The organism is Thiobacillus sp. 65-1402, assembly GCF_001897685.1.
Classification (GTDB): domain Bacteria; phylum Pseudomonadota; class Gammaproteobacteria; order Burkholderiales; family Thiobacillaceae; genus Thiobacillus.
The window spans coordinates 1-16129 of sequence record NZ_MKUG01000063.1; the positions used below are offsets into that span (position 1 = coordinate 1).

The window sequence follows — 16129 nt, forward strand, 5'->3', positions numbered from 1 at the left end:
CGACGACAGCCACAGCCTCACCGCGTATCAGCCCGACTGGCACGTCGGCGTGATCGGCATCCTGGCATCGCGCCTGAAGGACAAGTTCCACCGCCCCACTGTCGTATTCGCATCCAGCGACAGCGGCGAACTCAAGGGCTCCGGGCGCTCCATCCCCGGCCTGCACCTGCGCGACGCGCTCGACCTGATCGACAAGCGCCATCCCGGCCTGATAGTCAAGTTCGGCGGCCACGCCATGGCAGCCGGCCTCAGCCTCCCCGCCGGTCGCCACGCGGAATTCAGCGCAGCCTTCGAGGCCGTGGTGCGCGAACTGCTCGATCCGGGTGATCTGGAAGGCAGGATCGAGACCGACGGCGAACTGGAGCCCGCCGAGCACCGCTACGAACTCGCCGTCGAGCTCGACCACGCAGTCTGGGGACAGGGCTTCCCCGCCCCGCTGTTCACCGCCACTTTCGACGTCACGGCGCAGCGCGTCGTCGGCGAGAAGCACCTGAAGCTCAGGCTGGCGCGCGCAGGCGAACAGTTCGAGGCGATGCACTTCTTCCACCCCGATCCACTGCCGGAACGCATCCGCGCCGTCTACGCGCTGATGCCCAACGCATTCAATGGCCAGTGCTCGCTGCAGCTGAAGCTGCAGCACTGGGAGCCAGCTTGAGCGGCCTCAAGATCCAGGAGACAGGATTCAAGACCCGCGTTTGCCCGCGCGCCCCGGAATCTTGTACCTTGCATCTTGAACCCTGAAACTGCCTTGCATGCCGCCGATCACCCTCGCCCTCATCCTGCTGAACGTCTCGGTCTACGCGCTGGCGGTCGCCACCGGGCCGGACATCGTCCGCGTCTTCGGACTCTGGCCGCCGGGGTCGGGCGGCGCGTTCCACGTCTGGCAGCTGGTCACCTACAGCTTCCTGCACGGCTCGCTGCTGCACCTGGGACTCAACATGGTCGCCATCTGGATGTTCGGCGCCGCGCTGGAACGACGCTGGAGCGACCTGCGCTACCTGCTGACCTATCTGGTCAGCGTGGTCGTCGCCGCGATGACGCAGATCGCCGTCAGCGGCTATTTCCTGCACGCCAGCGGACCCGTCATCGGCGCCTCCGGCGGCGTGTTCGGCCTGCTGCTGGCTTATGCGATGTATTTCCCCAACCGCGTCATCGTCATCATTTTCCTGCCCTTCATCCGCATCCCCGCGCGCACCTTCGTGCTCGGCTACGGCGCCGTCGAACTGTTCCTGGGGATCACCAACACCACCGCCGGCGTCGCCCACTTCGCCCACCTGGGCGGACTGTTCGGCGGCTGGCTCAGCGTGCAGTACTTCCGCGGGCGCGGGGTGTTCGGCAGGCGGCCTTCGCCTTAAAGATTCAAGTTGCAAGTTACAAGGTTCAAGGAGAGCGAGCGGCTTTATGCCCGGCCACGACCCCCTTGTAACTTGTAACTTGTAACTTGTAACTTGTAACTTGTAACTTGTAACTTGAATCTTGAATCTGCCTTTCAGGCGTAGCCGTCCGGGTTGCCCGACTGCCAGCGCCAGGCGTCCGCGCACATCCGCGGCAGGTCGTACACCGCGCGCCAGCCCAGGTCGTGCGCGGCGCGCGACGGGTCGGCCCAGCATTGCGCGACGTCGCCGGGGCGGCGGTCGACGATTGCATACGGCACCTTTTTCCCGCTGGCCGCCTCGAACGCGCGCACCATGTCGAGCACGGAAACGCCGCGCCCGGTGCCGAGGTTCCAGGTCCGCACCCCGCCCAGCGCCTGCAGCCTGTTCAGCGCCGCCACATGCCCGCGCGCCAGGTCGACCACGTGGATGTAGTCGCGCACCCCGGTGCCGTCGGGGGTCGGGTAGTCGCCGCCGAACACGTTGAGGTGCGGGCGCCGGCCCACCGCCACCTGCGCCACGTAGGGCATCAGGTTGTTGGGGATGCCGCGCGGGTCTTCGCCGATCAGCCCCGACTCGTGCGCCCCCACCGGGTTGAAATAGCGCAGCAGCGCGATATTCCAGCTCTCGTCCGCCAGCGCGATGTCGCGCAGCATCTGCTCGATGAAAAGCTTGGAGCGGCCGTAGGGGTTGGTCGCCGACAGCGGAAAATCCTCGGTGATCGGCACCGTCGCAGGATCGCCGTACACCGTGGCGGACGACGAGAACACCACCGACTTCACCCCCGACTCGGCCATCGTCTCGAACAGCGCGATGCTGCCCGCGATGTTGTTGTCGTAATACAAGAGCGGCTTGTCCACCGACTCGCCCACCGCCTTGAGTCCGGCGAAATGCACCACCGCGTCGATCGCATGGCGGGCGAACAGGGCGCGCAGCGCCGCACGGTCGCGAATGTCGCCGTGCACGAAATCCACCTGCTTGCCCGCGATCTGCGCCACGCGATCGAGCGATTTCACGCTGCTGTTCGACAGGTTGTCGAACACCACCACCGCGTGCCCCGCCGCCAGGCATTCCACCGCCGTATGCGAGCCGATGTAGCCGGCGCCGCCAGTCAATAGCACCCTCAATTCAAAGTCCTTTGGTTAATTTGATGATCGACAACCGAACGGGAACCAGGCTTCCGTCAAATCTCACTTGCTTGCAGGAACATCTGTGCTTTCACGAACAACTCGCAGGCGTTCAAGCAGCTTCGGCAAGGCTACTTTTACGGTATCCCACACCACATCGAGGTTGATTTCGAAATAGCCATGCGCTATGCGATTACGCATTCCACGCATGCTGCGCCAAGGCACGTCCGGGTGACGGTCGGCAAACCCGGGGTATGTATCCATCACTTTCGTTGCGGCCTAGCCTATCACCACCAGACTCATGACAACCGCATTTTGGGTACGCCTGTCGGCCAGGAAAGCTTCCTTGTCCAGACCATCATAAAGCTGCATGCGTCTACGGCTGCTTGTCGCATATGATCAAGATAATCGGGAAGCCGGCTCTCGCTCATACCGGCACGGCCTCGGCAAGCACCAGATCGCGGAACCTGGGCGGCAAATCGCCCAGCGTCAGCACATCGACTGATACGCCAAGCAATTCCTCCAATTCAACCTGCAAGCCACCAAGGTCGAACAGCGTTGCTCCCGGCAACGCATCCACCAACAGATCGAGATCGCTTCCGTCCTGATCGGTGCCGTGAAGAACAGAACCGAAGATGCGCGGATTCGCAGTGCGAAAGCGGCTTGCAGCCTCGCGCACGGCAGACCGCTTGAGTTCAAGAGCGGCGGATGGTTTCAAGGCCTTCTCCCTAAATTAATTTGCATCTTGAATCCTGTTCCTTGAATCTTGCAATTTGACTCTACGTCTTCGGCATCGCCTCAAACCAGTTCTCAACCGCAAGCCTCGGAACCCGGGAAAACTCACCGGTGTTTGCAGTCACAAGGACCGACTCGGTGGCCAGAGCGTGCGCGGCGATCAACATATCGTTCGGCCCGATCGGCGTGCCGGCCTGTTCAAGATGAAAACGCAGCTTCGCGTATTCGCGATCGGCGGGGATGTCGAATGGGCGAACCTCCAGCGCTGCAAGGATGGCGTCCACTTGCGCGGTAAGCTTCGTCGCATTTCGTTTGGCGGCCCCGAAGCGCAACTCGCTTGCAACGATCATGGACGTGCAAACCGACTTCTCTCCCACTTGCACAATGCAAGTCGCAATCCGGCCCTGCGGATTCCGCACCAGGTCCGACAGAATGTTCGTGTCCAGCAGATAAAGCGGCATTCGACTCAAAGTTCCGCGTCGTCCAAGGGCAACATTCCCTTGTCGATATCGGGGAACTCCTCATCCAGCGCGCACAGGGTCGACAACGTGGCCAGCAGCCCCTTTTTCCGAATCGGCTCGATCACCAGACGATCGTCTTCACGACGAATGATCGCCTCGTCGGCATCCAGCTCAAATTCGCGCGGGATGCGGATCGCCTGGTTTCGCCCATTGCGAAAGAAACGCACATGTCTTCCAGTGTTCATCAGCGCCCCCTACATAGTTGGCATATGCCAAAGCCTATGCTTTGCCTGACAGCGTGTCAATCAACGAACCCACCCTTGCCCCTTGCCCCTTGCCCCTTGCCCCTTGCTCCTTGCAACTTGAATCTTGAACCTCACTTCCCCAGCAATTGCCGCGCCGCACCCACGATGAACAGCGTATTCGTCACCAGATAGCGCTTCCACAGCCGCCCCGGCTCGGAAAGCAGACGGTGCAGCCACTCCAGCCCGTTGTCGCGCATCCAGGCCGGCGCCCGCTGCACCGTGCCGGCGTGGAAATCGAAGGCCGCACCCACCCCAATCATCACCGCATTGACCCTGCCGCGATGCGCCGCCATCCAGCGCTCCTGCTTGGGGCAGCCCAGGCCGACGAACACGATGCCCGCACCGCTGGCATTGATCCGCTCCACCGCCGCCGCGTCCTCCTCCGGCGTCAGCGCACGGAACGGCGGCGACTCCATCGTGATGCGCAATTCCGGAAACGCCTGCCGCACGCGTCGCCCCAGCAGCGCCAGCGTCGCTTCGCTGCTGCCGTAGCAATAGACGGGTAGGCTTTCCGCTGCCGCCCGCTCGCACAGCGCCCACATCAGATCCGGCCCGCTGATGCGCGGCTGCCCGGCAAATCCCTGGCGGCGCAGCATCCACGCCACCGGCGCACCGTCCGGCGTCGCCATGTCCGAGCCGTTGATGATGTCGCGATACGCCGCATCGCGCGACGCGCTCACCACCACGTGCACATTGCAGATCGTCACATAGCGGCTTTCGCGCGCATGCGCCCAGCCGAGCAGTCGGGCCATCGCGGCGTCCCACGACAGGGCGTCGATGTGTGCGCCGAGTACCGAACCCGTAATCCGATGATCCAATCCTCTCCCCTTCGCGCATACCGTCAATCAAGGCGCAAGGCCACTGCACACCTCACCTTGAAACTTGTTTCTTGAATCTTGCTACTGCTTCTTAGGCATCGCCACGCACCGCTCGATCCCGTCCGCAAACCGTTCCACCATGTTGTCCAGCGTGTAATGTCGGGCATCATCCAACGCAGCCCGCTTGATCGCATCCAGCCTCGCCCGGTCGTTGAAAAGCGCAATCACCGCATCCGCATACCGCGCCGCCTCGCCACGCACCACCAGCCCATTCACCCCGTCCTTCAGATAGGCGATCTCCGGACCATGCCGGGATTCCGCGGTCGTCATCATCGGCGTGCCCGAGCAAAATGAATCCAGAACATGCAGCCCCACCGCTCCGGGGTTGATCACCGCATCGGCCAGCCTGAACCAGGCCGCCTTCTCCACACCCTTGCGCACCCCCAGCCACTTCAGCCACGGCCGCGATTCAATCGCCGTGCGTACCTCGCCTGTGCTGGGGCCGTCGCCTATCACCACCAGGCGAAACGCCGGCAGCACCGCCTGAATGCGATCCGCCGCCGCGATCATGTAGTCCAGCCGCTTGTCGGGATAAAGCGAACCGCAGAACAGCCCCACCGGCGCCCCCTCCGGCGCATCGATCTCCACGCGCATCGCCTGCAGCTGCGCATCCGTCACACTCGCCAGGTCGCGCTCGAACGCCTCGTTGTCGATCGCGTTGTCCAGGCAGGTAATGCGTTCACCCGGATAACCCGCGCTGCGAACGATCTCCGCCGTCATCTCCGTATAGGCAAACCACCAGTCCACCCGCGCCAACATCATCTGCTTCCACTTCTCGCGCAGCCCGGCCGGCGCATCGCTCTGGAAATTCACCCCATGTCCCCAGTACGCCACCCGGCGCGGCGACCACAAGCGACTCAGCAGCAAAGGGTAATTCGAGAGGATGCGGTTTTCCTGCATCACCACCACCAGGTCGGCATCGCGCAGATCGGCCGGGAAAGGCTGCCACACCCAATCGCGCGTGCCGACTTCCCAGAAGCGGTTTTTCACCCTGTGCGCCCAGGGTAGCGAACCCTCGTCCTTCTTGGGAGCCTCTCGACGGGAGGCCTGGCCGTGCACCAGATGCAGGTCGATTTCGCGTGCGGCACAGGCTGCACGCAGGCGCTCGAACAGGCCAAGCCGGTAATGCAGCAAACGGTACTGGAAGATGGCGGCTTTTCTACGTGCCATGGCGTCTCCGCTCAAGTAATTGTGCACATAGGGAACTAACAGTCATTTGAGCCTTGCATGTACATACATGTCTATCTGTTTCAGATCGCCTTTTATGAGCCGCCACAATTTGGATCGCTTGCCGGGAATCAGCGCCTTCAAGGCTTCTCGGAAAATGGCCATGGGGGTCTCTCTAACCTCCGCATACTTGTAAACCCCTAGTATGTCGAAGCCAGCCCGTTGCAGGATGTTCGTGACGATCTTTTCGGATGCAAAGCTCAAATGGTCTGGCAAGTAGAAAGGCTTTGGATGCAACTCGCTGGTGAGATCGGATGTATCCCCGGTTTCCAGGATCAGCCGCCCGCCCGGCATAAGCAATTTCTTCCACTCCCCGATGATGGCGGGCGGGTCCGGCAAATGCGAGTACACATTGAGCATCGAAATGTAATCGTACTTTTCCCGATGCCCTGACAAATCGAAGTAGTCGACATTCAGCCCATTCTTCCTTGCCATCGCTGCTTTTTTTACATTAGGCTCCACGCCTCTGGCGATTACGCCATTCGCGGAAAATTTATTGAGCGCCTCCAGGAATTCGCCATAGCCACACCCGATGTCGAGCCATCGCTTACCTTTCAAGACCGACCCATCGCCGAACATTTCCTTGAGTGTTTGCGTGTATGAAGACACTTTGCTGAAATCGTAATAACCCGTGGTCTGAATCAGTTCGGCGCCACGATGTTGGCCAAGCTTATGGGCTTGCTCGATTTCTTCGGTATTCGGCCTTGGGTTGACGTAAAGCAAACCGCATTCGGAACACTTCGTCAGCGAGAAATCATTTTCTTGCGCAAAGGCTGTTCTGCTAGCACTGCCGCAGTTGTAGCAAACAACGTTTTCCATATGAGACGCCCCCCAAAAAACTATTCTTTTTTAATGAAATTTTGCTAGTTGAAGTGCGCGCTCAACCCGATTGTCCCAGGTCATAGTTGCACCAACATGCTTTATCGCAGCCTGTGCCATTAATCTCCTTCGGTCTTCATTTCCGGCCAGTTCCACCAAGGCATCAGCCAAACGCCGTACCACATCTTCTTCACTTTTTTTTCGTGTTGGCACCACAATCGCCGTCATCGACGTCACCAGCGTTGCCGGCCCCCCTAAATCCAGACATACCACCGGTAAACCATTGGCTTGCGCTTCGAGAACGACTGTGCCGCCCGAGTCATGAAGACTTGGAAAAATAAACGCATGCATGGAACGATAAAGAGCAAACAGCTCAGATTGAGGCCTATGCCCAAGCCAATGAATGGATTGCTCAATTCCTAAAGACGCAGCCAGTTGCCTCAACACAGGTTCATACGGACCGCGCCCCACGATTGTCAACTCAACATCTACGCCATACCTTCGCGCTTCCGCCAATGCGCGAATTGCAAAGTGGACCCCCTTCCAGCCAAGCAAACGTCCTGCAAACAGAATACGCAGTGGCTCATCTGCTTTGCGCTGACTTGGCTTGACATCCGGAACAGCGTCCACACCCAGATTTGAATAGACAACGGCTCGCTTACGGAAAACCCAAGGCAATGCCCGGCGTGTCTGTTCTGTGGATACGAGAATCAGGGTTGCACGCGAATAGGCCAACCACAGGAATGGGTCGAACAAGGCCAGCTTGTTTAGCAATGAGCGCATCAGCTCCTTGAGCTTTTCACGGCCGTGTATGGATTGTTTGAGCACCAATGGTGCATCCTCGCCGCCACCTACTGGGCCAAAAATAAAAGGAATCCCCAGGTAACCCAAAAATGACGGATGACGGAATACGCTGTATGTAATGTGGATCGCCAGATCAAACCTGCGATCTCGATGCAGACGACGGGCAAACCCTAGCAAGCCAAACTGCCACAACGTGTAGAGCAAGGAAGCGGTTATCGAATTAAGTGGCACCGCGCGCAACCAGAATGGTCTGAAATAAACGACTCGAACGTTGGGTGGCAACTTCACGCCGGTTTCCACCAGCTCACGGCGTGTCAGATCCGTCACCACTGTCACCTCGTGGTGCCTCCCCATTTCAGCCGCCCAGCGCCAGCCCACGCCATACTCGCTGCCGAGATGGGGCGCAAAGGCGAAAGCGCTGAGCAGGATTTTCATGGCTGCTTCGCAGCGGTCAATACGACCGCTTCACCCGGGGCTAACTCAATGAGCCAATCAACCATCGATCCATCAGGCAGCCGCAGACGAGAGCAATCCGCCTTGGGCAAGGGGCAAACCCGACTCAATGGAATAGTGGTTGTGTTCGTTAGCGAGAACGCAAGGTCCACTGTACCGGCATTGCCTATCGTGGGAGCAGCTTGTTTGGCACTACCTCGCCATACTTGTGAATTTTGGGAATCGGGCATGTGCCGCACCTGATTGCCGGCTAGCGTAACTGGCCGGCCATGGGCCTCTGCGCTAACAAGGAATGGCATCTGACCAGGTCTGCTGACGATGTAATTAGCGCGCACCTCAGTCGCATTGCCCCCCTCGCCATGCGCGCCCGTTCGATAAAGCATTACCCCATAGACATTGTCGTACAAGGTGTTTCCCGTGATTATCGATGCGGCTGCCTTGCTGAATATCCCACGCTGCGCCTTCTCGACAAAGTTGTCGGCAACCTCGATGCCCCGGGATTCATCATCGAGATAGATGCCAGCCGTCAATGCAATTTTGCTCAATGCGCCACTCAGATCGCCCGGCACATCGCTGATCAGATTCCCGCTTACGCGCGATGCGTAATGTCCATATTTCTTGTTTGCCCCCGAAGTGTAGATTGCACCGCAATCGGCCAATTTCAAACAGGTTTGCGTGATGACATTCGCCTCCACCACGGAATTTTTACCGAACATGATGGCTGCATAGCCGGCACGAGCGATGCGGTTACGCGCAACCTCGGCATCGTTGGAGGAATCGACCTGAATTGCTGCAATGCTTTTTCGCAGGTTATCCGACACGCCCACGTCTTCAATCAGGCTTTCCGTCACCCGGGCACCGGAACCCCCAAATATCGTTATCCCATCCTGCTGCGATCGTCGGGCAGCGAGTTTCGTCACCCGAATGTCGTCGGTGTCTCGCGCTCGCACGAAAGCCACTCCGACATCGGCAACATCCAGATCGTGCAACTCGACGTCGCGGCCGCCCGATATGTCCACGCCCACGCCCGCCACAAAGCGTATCGCGAGCCCATGGATGCGCACGTGTTCGGGCTGCACCAGCGTGAGGGCCGCCGAACTCGCATTGACGCCTATCGTTTCAGATGGACGGTGCCGGACGTGCAGCCGCTTGCCAGCCGGGTCATACGCCCATCCCTCGCTGCTGCCCAGCATCCAGGGCTGCCCTTCCAGGTAGTAGCCTGCCCCGCCCGCCGGTTGAAACGCGAATGGCTTGGCAATATTCGCCTCGCCTTGCGGGCCGAGGCCATAGAGGCGTCGGGCCTCCACGGTGTAATCATTGGTACGCACGATCCAGTCCGAACCGGCAAGGGTCGCGGCTGCAACAGGCAAGTCAGCTGGCGTAATCCGCACGATGCCGCCTTCTGATTTCAAGCGGAGCCAGCCCTGTGCCGGGTAGCGTGCACGGGGGAGAACAGCTTCCGGCGAAAACACCATGCCGGGCGGCAAGGCAAGCGGTGCAGACCATCCTACTGATTCAGCGCGAAAGGATTCGGCCTGCAAAGCAGACGACATCGGCCTGAGCAAGGGCCGCTTGTTTTCGCAGTCACCGTAGCCGGCAATGGTAATCGGGGCCTCCGCGGTACCTTTCAATTTCAGGACGGCGGCTTCTCCCCAGACGGCGCCGCATTTCAGCAGAATCCGGTCGCCGGGCTGAATGCTTGCGGCAGCGGCCCGGGCGAGCGTACGCCATGGACCGGCTCCGTCACCCGCCACGGCCTGCGTACCGGGATATTCATCATTGCCCTGTTCAGCATCGACGTAGTAATCCGCAGCGCCTGCCTGCGCCCCGATGGCAAGGAACATGACTGCAGTCAGCCAGGCAAGATCAGTAATGCGGCAGCAGGACACGAACCGTCTCCTCCCACAGATAGCGACGCGCGGCTGTCCTGATCTTTTCACGCTGGAGTTCAGGCAGACGGTCTTTCATGTGCCGGAATCCGGCTCGCAGCCCAGCAGGGGTGCGTTCTGTCACGACCACCCCTGTTTCAGGGGTGACGTAGTCTGCAAACGATCCGACATCGAATGCCAGGACGGGGATGCCGAAACGGTAAGCGGTAAGCAACACCCCGCTTTGATCGATATGACGATAGGGAAGCAGGACAGCGTCGGCGCGTTCGAAGCAGGCCTGAACCTCCGGCTCGGGAATGAATCCCCGCCGCCATTCGACCGCATGCATGGCGGGAATATGCTCGATCAGGCGATTCAGTTCATCCGCAAGATCGGGGTCGCGACACTCACCGGCAATCACGAGGGAAACCGGAAAATCCGGGAAATCCCGCAATGCCTCCAGCGCAATATCGATTCCTTTGTAGCGCGATACCGAGCCAAACATCAGCAGCCTCAATCGCCCTTGCACATCGGCTTGCCAGGCTTCGGTCTTGATTGGCAGATCGTCGACGCCATGTTCCATCTGCACGATACGGTCTGCGGGGATATGCCATTCCTCGATCAAGGCGTCTCGCATTTTCTTCGTGTGGACGACGAGCGTGTCCGGCATCCGGTAGATACGCTGGAGGATGATCCGGTTCAACCGGGTGTGCCGGTCGTGCGGCAGCAGATTGTGTACGGTCAGCAGCAGGCGACGACTCAACAGGCGATACCCGAGCATTTCCAGCCACCCAAGGGGTACGCTCGCGGTGATGAAAACCCCCATCAGGTGCAGCGTTCGAGAGCGGCTTTGAAGCAAAAAGGCATACAGGCTGGCGGTGTAGGCGATCAGCCGACGGGTTTTCTGCAAGCGCGACCGGTTCGGGTCCTGCGACCCGCGCAATGGAATCGCCCGTACGCCTGGTTCAAATGCCGCAGCCAGCGAGCGGTCGGATGTGATGACCGAGACAGCCAGACCATTCCGCGCCAGCCCATTGGCAAAAGCCTTTTCATAGCTTGGCTGGAAGCCATGCGATACCAGCACGACCGGATCACTCACAGCTTTTCCTTGCCGCTGAGTATCCGCCCAAGCCGGCGCGTCTTGTGAGCAAGGTTGTACCCCAGCGCCCCGATCCGGTACTTGAACGGATGGATGTATTGCATGCGAACGGTGTGACGCTCTGTCCGCAGCTTCTCAACATTGCGCGCATGCGTCCCGCCGGTATGAAAGCGGGCAATTTCGATGTCCACATAACGCCACCGCGCCCCGGAACCCAGTACACGCAGAAACCAGTCGTAGTCGGCATTGATGCGGAAAGCCGTGTTGAATACCCCGATGCGCTCGAACAGGCTCCGGCGCGCAAAAGCCCCCTGGTGATTCAGATCGAGAAAAACCAGATTTCCAGGGTGAATGTGCCGGAAACGCCGTGTCTCGCAAGTACCGTCTGGCCGCTCGTACACGACATTGCCCCATACCAGGTCGACTTCCGGATTCGACGCGAAGACCTGCCGCACACGCTCCAGCACATCGGGGTCATGCAGGCGATCATCGGCATTCAGGAAATACAGCACTTCGCCCTGCGAGCGGGCGATCGCTTTGTTCATCGCATCGTAGATGCCTTGGTCAGGCTCGCTCGTGATGGCCAGAGGTAGGTCGCCGAACGCCCGCACCACGTCCAGCGTGCCGTCGGTGGAGGCGCCATCCACCACCACGTTCTCGAAATCGCGGCAGGTCTGTTCGCGCGCGGATCGAAGCGTGTTCGCAATGCTGCGCTCGGCATTGAAGCACACCGTGATAAGGGAAAAGAAGGGCCTATTCACAGGCTGTAAATCCGCAACAACGCCGGCAGCAGGATCTGGACATCGGCACCGAAAGGTTCATTCATGCGAACAGCGGAGCCCGCCGGTTGCAGCAGGCCGCGTGCCAGGGCGGCCATATCCGCGTAGAGATGCAGCTGCCCTGTCCAGCGTTCATAGCACTTCAGTTCCGGTGTGCCCCCTCGCGCCAGGGCATGGACAGATTTGCCGAGCGCCAGCCCTTCCAGGATCGTGGTTCCGCATGGTTCTTCCCAAATCGACGGGACGACGATGCGTCCGGCGCGCGCTGTCTCGGCGAGCGCATCGGCCTGCAGTTTCCAGCCGTGGAATTGCACCTGCGGGCTGGCATGGCGGCGCTCGCACGCCGCGCGATCCGGCCCATCACCGATCACATCGACACGGTAGCGGCTGTCGCCGGTGGCCCGCAAGGCGTCCAGCAGGGGCATCACCCCTTTGGCTGCGTCGATGCGCCCGACGAAAAGAATATGCGCCGGATCTCCAGGTTGCGGAGCCGGCAGGATACGCGTGTCGATAAAGTTATGCAGGACGTGATATTTGCGCCCCTCCGCATCAGGCACTCTGCGCAAAAACGCCCGGCGCAGAAAGTCCGATACAAACACGGTTTTGTGCTCGGCAAACGCCTCGGCGGTGTGTGTGCGGTATTGCCTGACCGCCATGGCGGCAAGCTGTCTGCGCCAAGCTCCCGGCTTGGCATTCAAGGCACATGACGCGCAATCCTGCGGGTTGTTGCTATCGCAAACCGCGCCATCCCTGAAACGGACGTGCGTCAGGCATTCGCTGCCCTGGTCATGCCGGGTCTGCACGAAATTGACGGATTCCGGGATCAAGCGGCCGACCATGGGGTAATGGCCATGGTAATGAACCACGTCGTAATTGCTGGCATGAGCCAGGATCGCCCGGGCAATTCGGCCGGCGATGACCGAACGCTTGTATGGAATGAATGTGCCCAGCGCAGCTTCCTTCCAGCCCATTCCAGCCAAACTGAAACCGGCGACAAACGGGCCATCGAACCCGACCTCCGCGCGGCAGGACTCATAGTCGTGCTGCCGGGTACCCATCAGCGTTACCTGATGACCGGCCTGAATCAGGGCATTGCCCAGCCGTACGACATGCTTGCCCAGTCCGCCGAGATGCTGTGCCGGAATATCTTCGCTGACCAGGAGAATCTTCATGCGCGATCAAACTCCGTGGCGAGGCATCCGCAAGCGCGCAAGCAGCGCAAGCCGGTCGGTGCGGCGGAAAATGAAAACCATGGCATAGACGCCCAGCGCCAGCCCTTGTGACATCAGCACAAGAAATGTCTGCGTCATGGACAGTGGCGGGCCGCCAAGGCGCGTGAAGACCATGCCCATCGCTATTGCCAGGATGGGTAGGCTCGGTGCAACGACCACACGTGAATAATCCCGAAGCGACACCGGCACGCTGCGACCATGTACATAGGTAAGAAACAGAGCCGCCATCAGCGCGGATGTGACGAGTTGTGCCCAGGCGGCCCCTATCATCCCAAGTTCATGCACCAATAAAAATGTCAATGCCACGCCCAAGCCGGCGCGGCTGACAGCGAAGCTGCCCGTGATGTGCGGCTGCCCCATTCCATCATTGACGAGAGAAGGGGCGTTTGTGAGGGAGTCGATCAGCGATGCAAAGGCAATGAGCACCAGCACGGCAGCGCCGCTTGCCGCAAGCGAGGGGCCGATCCAGTAGAGCAGTATCTCGTGGGCAAGCGTTGCCAGCATCAGCGTCAGGCTTACATTGATGAAGAACACATAGCGCGCGGCATACAAATACAGTTCGCGCAGGCGCTCAATCTCCTGGTTGGCCGCCAAGGCGCTGGCTACGGGAAACAGCACCCCGCCGAGACGGTAGCTCAAGGCGAACACCCGGTTCACGAGCATGAAAGGCACAGCGTAATGCGTGAGTGCGCTCATGCTGGTAAGCACGCCCAGTATGAGTTTGTCGCCCTGTGCATAGGCCACCGTAGCCAAACGGCTGAGATAGGCAAAACCGCTGAACTTCCCCAGCACAACCAGCGTCTGCCGATCGGGTTTCACCAGCACGAAATCCGGCAGCAAGCGGTGAATGACTCCCACCAGTACCGCATTGTTCGCCACGCTGACAAGCACCCTGACTGCGACAACTTCGACCAGTCCATAGCCCAGCCACAAGGTCAGTACCGTGGCCAGCGGGGTAATCACGCCAAATATCGATTCAAGCAGCGCAGACTGGTCGTAGCGACGTATCGATTGCGGCACGCTGTTGAGATAAATCTGTAACTGGCCGAACAGAAATCCAAAAGCCGCAAGAGTAAGTGCCTGCCCTGCCTCGCTCCTGAGGTTTGCGGGTATGGCAAACACGCGATCCAGCAGGGTATCGGTGAACAGCAACACCAGACCACAGCCAGCCAGGCCGATGATCAGATACAACGCAATGCCGCTGGTGAGCGTTTGATTGCGCCGCGGTACGTTACCGGTGGCATGATGCTCGGCTACGTATTTGACCGAACCGGCCGTGACGTTGAGATCGAGAAACGCGAAGTAGCCGACGATGGCGGTGATCAAGGTCAGCACGCCGTAGCTGGAATCGCCCAGTGCGTTGACGATGAACGGTGTAGTAAAAAGCGTAACCAGCGCAGGCAACACGCCGCCCATGAAGTTGGCCAGGCCGTTGCGCAGGGTCTCGAATTTCATTGCTGCGCCGAAAGCACATTGGCGGGGGTCGACTTATCAGCCCCCGACAGCCGCTCGGCCTGTTCGCGAACAGCATCCATTTTGGCTATCGCCAATGGCACCGCCAGAACCAGTCCGAGCCAGATCATGGTCCGGAATTCGGGAATCGGCGTACCGATCAGCAATGTCGGGATTAAAAAAACAAATCCCGCCCGGAAGCTCTCGAAAATTGCCAGCCGGTCCTGCGGAATCCAGCGCCGCATCCGAGTGGCATAGCGCCAAAGCGCCACAAGCATTCCAGTAAAAATCACCAGCCCCAGCAGGCCCGATTTGAGTAACACATGACCGAAGCCAGAATGGACAAAATCATAGCGGCCTTTGTGATAGAGCAAGACTATGTGATCGCTCATCCCCACCTTGAACGACCCCCACGTACCCACCCCGAAGATGGGTTTTTCCTTTACCGTCAGGAAGGCTGTGTACAACTCGAAAAAACGGCTCTCTTTGTCAGTGAGGCTTTTTGCTTTTGCCGAATCCGGAGCGATACGCTCGATAAACGTCAGGTCGGCTCGGTTCAAGGTTTCCTGTGCACGATACGTACCGACTGCCAGCAAGGACGGCAACACGACTGCGCCACCGAGCATGAGAAAAACCCAGCGCCGGCTCGGCGGCTGCCAATACAGGAAGAATGCCCCTGCCAGCACCAAACCGAACCAATTCGAGCGGCGATAGGAAAAAACGATGACCAGAAGCTCGACAGTCAGACACGCCAGAAACAACCATTTGACGCCCGTGCTCAACTTTTTCCACTCGTGCGTCAATCGCCACGCAAAATAAAAAGCTGCGATGGTGGCGATGAGTCCTTCGTTAATGTCCCAATATGTGATCTTGATTTTCAGATTGCCGAAATTTTCATAGGCATTCTGCGGATCGCCGCCGAACAGGAGGAAGCGTCCAAGCCCGAACAAGGCGTGGTAAACGGCAATGGCAAGAAAGACCTTGGTCAGGCCAGCCAGATCCTTTTCGTCCCTGAGTACTGTGACGGTGATATAGATCACCATCATCATGTGAATGACGTTGAGTAATCCGCGTTGGGAAAGCAGAAGCATCCAATGCTCGCCTTCAAACAAGCCCACTGCATAGTGCCCGGCAAACATCGCCACGAACAACAACATCCATACCCCACCCGATTGCCGGAGCGGGCGAAATCCACTGAACTGATTGCCTAACCACGTGGCCAGGAGCAATCCATACAGATAAAACTGAATGATGGGGAAAGGCAGGTAACGTCCACCTTTGGTATATACGCTGAAGCCACCGGCGTCTTCGGCTTGAAGCCCGTAGGCGGTGTTTACAAATATCAGAATCACGGCAAAAAAGGGCAATGCGCCGTACTTGGGATACGCAATAAAAAGGCCCAATGCCAGGATCGAGATTATCGCCATGGCAATGACGATTCCGAACGGAATGCCATAACCAAACAGATAAGGGAGGATGGAGTTCATCACGCCTGCTGCTGTCTATTCGATCTCAAC

The 16129-nt window shown here is 59.3% G+C and carries 17 protein-coding genes; 2 read left to right on the plus strand and 15 right to left on the minus strand.

What is annotated here, in order from left to right; all coding sequences use genetic code 11:
• Both BGO62_RS05015 and BGO62_RS05020 read left to right on the plus strand, forming a co-directional pair.
• On the plus strand, positions 1 to 655 hold a 655-nt coding region (locus BGO62_RS05015; protein WP_296639888.1), incomplete at its 5' end, for a DHHA1 domain-containing protein.
• 97 nt (positions 656 to 752) lie between these two features.
• Entirely contained in the window at positions 753 to 1355 is a 603-nt protein-coding gene (locus BGO62_RS05020; protein WP_296639889.1) for a rhomboid family intramembrane serine protease, read from the plus strand.
• Positions 1356 to 1489: 134 nt separating this feature from the next.
• Here BGO62_RS05020 and galE read toward each other — a convergent pair whose 3' ends face one another.
• From galE to BGO62_RS05095, 15 genes are all read right to left on the minus strand, one after another.
• Positions 1490 to 2500, minus strand: coding sequence for a UDP-glucose 4-epimerase GalE (galE, locus tag BGO62_RS05025; RefSeq protein WP_296639891.1), 1011 nt, complete (start codon positions 2498 to 2500; stop codon positions 1490 to 1492).
• A 63-nt stretch (positions 2501 to 2563) separates the two neighbouring features.
• Entirely contained in the window at positions 2564 to 2764 is a 201-nt protein-coding gene (locus BGO62_RS16360) for a HepT-like ribonuclease domain-containing protein (RefSeq protein WP_363923844.1), read from the minus strand.
• 163 nt (positions 2765 to 2927) lie between these two features.
• Positions 2928 to 3218, minus strand: a complete 291-nt coding sequence (locus tag BGO62_RS05035) for a nucleotidyltransferase family protein (protein WP_296639893.1) — start codon at positions 3216 to 3218, stop codon at positions 2928 to 2930.
• Positions 3219 to 3279: 61 nt separating this feature from the next.
• Positions 3280 to 3696 (minus strand): type II toxin-antitoxin system VapC family toxin, encoded by a 417-nt coding sequence (locus BGO62_RS05040; protein WP_296639895.1) that lies wholly within the window; start codon positions 3694 to 3696, stop codon positions 3280 to 3282.
• A gap of 5 nt (positions 3697 to 3701) precedes the next feature.
• Positions 3702 to 3923 (minus strand): AbrB/MazE/SpoVT family DNA-binding domain-containing protein, encoded by a 222-nt coding sequence (locus tag BGO62_RS05045; RefSeq protein WP_296639896.1) that lies wholly within the window; start codon positions 3921 to 3923, stop codon positions 3702 to 3704.
• A gap of 149 nt (positions 3924 to 4072) precedes the next feature.
• On the minus strand, positions 4073 to 4819 hold the full coding sequence (locus BGO62_RS05050) for a WecB/TagA/CpsF family glycosyltransferase (RefSeq protein ID WP_296639898.1): 747 nt from the start codon (positions 4817 to 4819) through the stop codon (positions 4073 to 4075).
• A gap of 81 nt (positions 4820 to 4900) precedes the next feature.
• Positions 4901 to 6049, minus strand: a complete 1149-nt coding sequence (locus BGO62_RS05055; RefSeq protein ID WP_296639900.1) for a glycosyltransferase family 4 protein — start codon at positions 6047 to 6049, stop codon at positions 4901 to 4903.
• A 42-nt stretch (positions 6050 to 6091) separates the two neighbouring features.
• Positions 6092 to 6925 (minus strand): class I SAM-dependent methyltransferase, encoded by an 834-nt coding sequence (locus BGO62_RS05060; RefSeq protein ID WP_296639902.1) that lies wholly within the window; start codon positions 6923 to 6925, stop codon positions 6092 to 6094.
• Positions 6926 to 6955: 30 nt separating this feature from the next.
• Complete coding sequence (locus BGO62_RS05065) at positions 6956 to 8164, minus strand: glycosyltransferase family 4 protein (protein ID WP_296639903.1); 1209 nt, start codon at positions 8162 to 8164, stop codon at positions 6956 to 6958.
• Positions 8161 to 10071, minus strand: coding sequence for a right-handed parallel beta-helix repeat-containing protein (locus BGO62_RS05070; protein WP_296639906.1), 1911 nt, complete (start codon positions 10069 to 10071; stop codon positions 8161 to 8163). Before BGO62_RS05070 ends, BGO62_RS05065 begins: the two co-directional genes overlap by 4 nt.
• Positions 10049 to 11149 (minus strand): glycosyltransferase, encoded by a 1101-nt coding sequence (locus tag BGO62_RS05075; RefSeq protein ID WP_296639908.1) that lies wholly within the window; start codon positions 11147 to 11149, stop codon positions 10049 to 10051. The genes BGO62_RS05070 and BGO62_RS05075 overlap by 23 nt, the downstream gene beginning before the upstream one ends.
• The gene (locus tag BGO62_RS05080; protein WP_296639910.1) at positions 11146 to 11910 is read right to left on the minus strand and encodes a glycosyltransferase family 2 protein; all 765 of its coding nucleotides are present in this window, start codon (positions 11908 to 11910) and stop codon (positions 11146 to 11148) included. The genes BGO62_RS05075 and BGO62_RS05080 overlap by 4 nt, the downstream gene beginning before the upstream one ends.
• On the minus strand, positions 11907 to 13100 hold the full coding sequence (locus BGO62_RS05085) for a glycosyltransferase family 4 protein (RefSeq protein ID WP_296639912.1): 1194 nt from the start codon (positions 13098 to 13100) through the stop codon (positions 11907 to 11909). Before BGO62_RS05085 ends, BGO62_RS05080 begins: the two co-directional genes overlap by 4 nt.
• 6 nt (positions 13101 to 13106) lie before the next feature.
• On the minus strand, positions 13107 to 14615 hold the full coding sequence (locus tag BGO62_RS05090) for an oligosaccharide flippase family protein (RefSeq protein ID WP_296639913.1): 1509 nt from the start codon (positions 14613 to 14615) through the stop codon (positions 13107 to 13109).
• The gene (locus BGO62_RS05095) at positions 14612 to 16099 is read right to left on the minus strand and encodes an O-antigen ligase family protein (protein ID WP_296639914.1); all 1488 of its coding nucleotides are present in this window, start codon (positions 16097 to 16099) and stop codon (positions 14612 to 14614) included. Before BGO62_RS05095 ends, BGO62_RS05090 begins: the two co-directional genes overlap by 4 nt.
• Positions 16100 to 16129 lie beyond the last annotated feature (30 nt).

What these genes read in the sequence shown, in the direction of transcription:
- BGO62_RS05020 (WP_296639889.1), top strand. Translation starts at nt 753, where the DNA reads ATGCCGCCGATCACCCTCGCCCTCATCCTGCTGAACGTCTCGGTCTAC.
- BGO62_RS16360 (WP_363923844.1), bottom strand. Translation starts at nt 2,764, where the DNA reads ATGGATACATACCCCGGGTTTGCCGACCGTCACCCGGACGTGCCTTGG.
- BGO62_RS05040 (WP_296639895.1), bottom strand. Translation starts at nt 3,696, where the DNA reads ATGCCGCTTTATCTGCTGGACACGAACATTCTGTCGGACCTGGTGCGG.
- BGO62_RS05055 (WP_296639900.1), bottom strand. Translation starts at nt 6,049, where the DNA reads ATGGCACGTAGAAAAGCCGCCATCTTCCAGTACCGTTTGCTGCATTAC.
- BGO62_RS05060 (WP_296639902.1), bottom strand. Translation starts at nt 6,925, where the DNA reads ATGGAAAACGTTGTTTGCTACAACTGCGGCAGTGCTAGCAGAACAGCC.
- BGO62_RS05065 (WP_296639903.1), bottom strand. Translation starts at nt 8,164, where the DNA reads ATGAAAATCCTGCTCAGCGCTTTCGCCTTTGCGCCCCATCTCGGCAGC.
- BGO62_RS05085 (WP_296639912.1), bottom strand. Translation starts at nt 13,100, where the DNA reads ATGAAGATTCTCCTGGTCAGCGAAGATATTCCGGCACAGCATCTCGGC.
- BGO62_RS05090 (WP_296639913.1), bottom strand. Translation starts at nt 14,615, where the DNA reads ATGAAATTCGAGACCCTGCGCAACGGCCTGGCCAACTTCATGGGCGGC.
- BGO62_RS05095 (WP_296639914.1), bottom strand. Translation starts at nt 16,099, where the DNA reads ATGAACTCCATCCTCCCTTATCTGTTTGGTTATGGCATTCCGTTCGGA.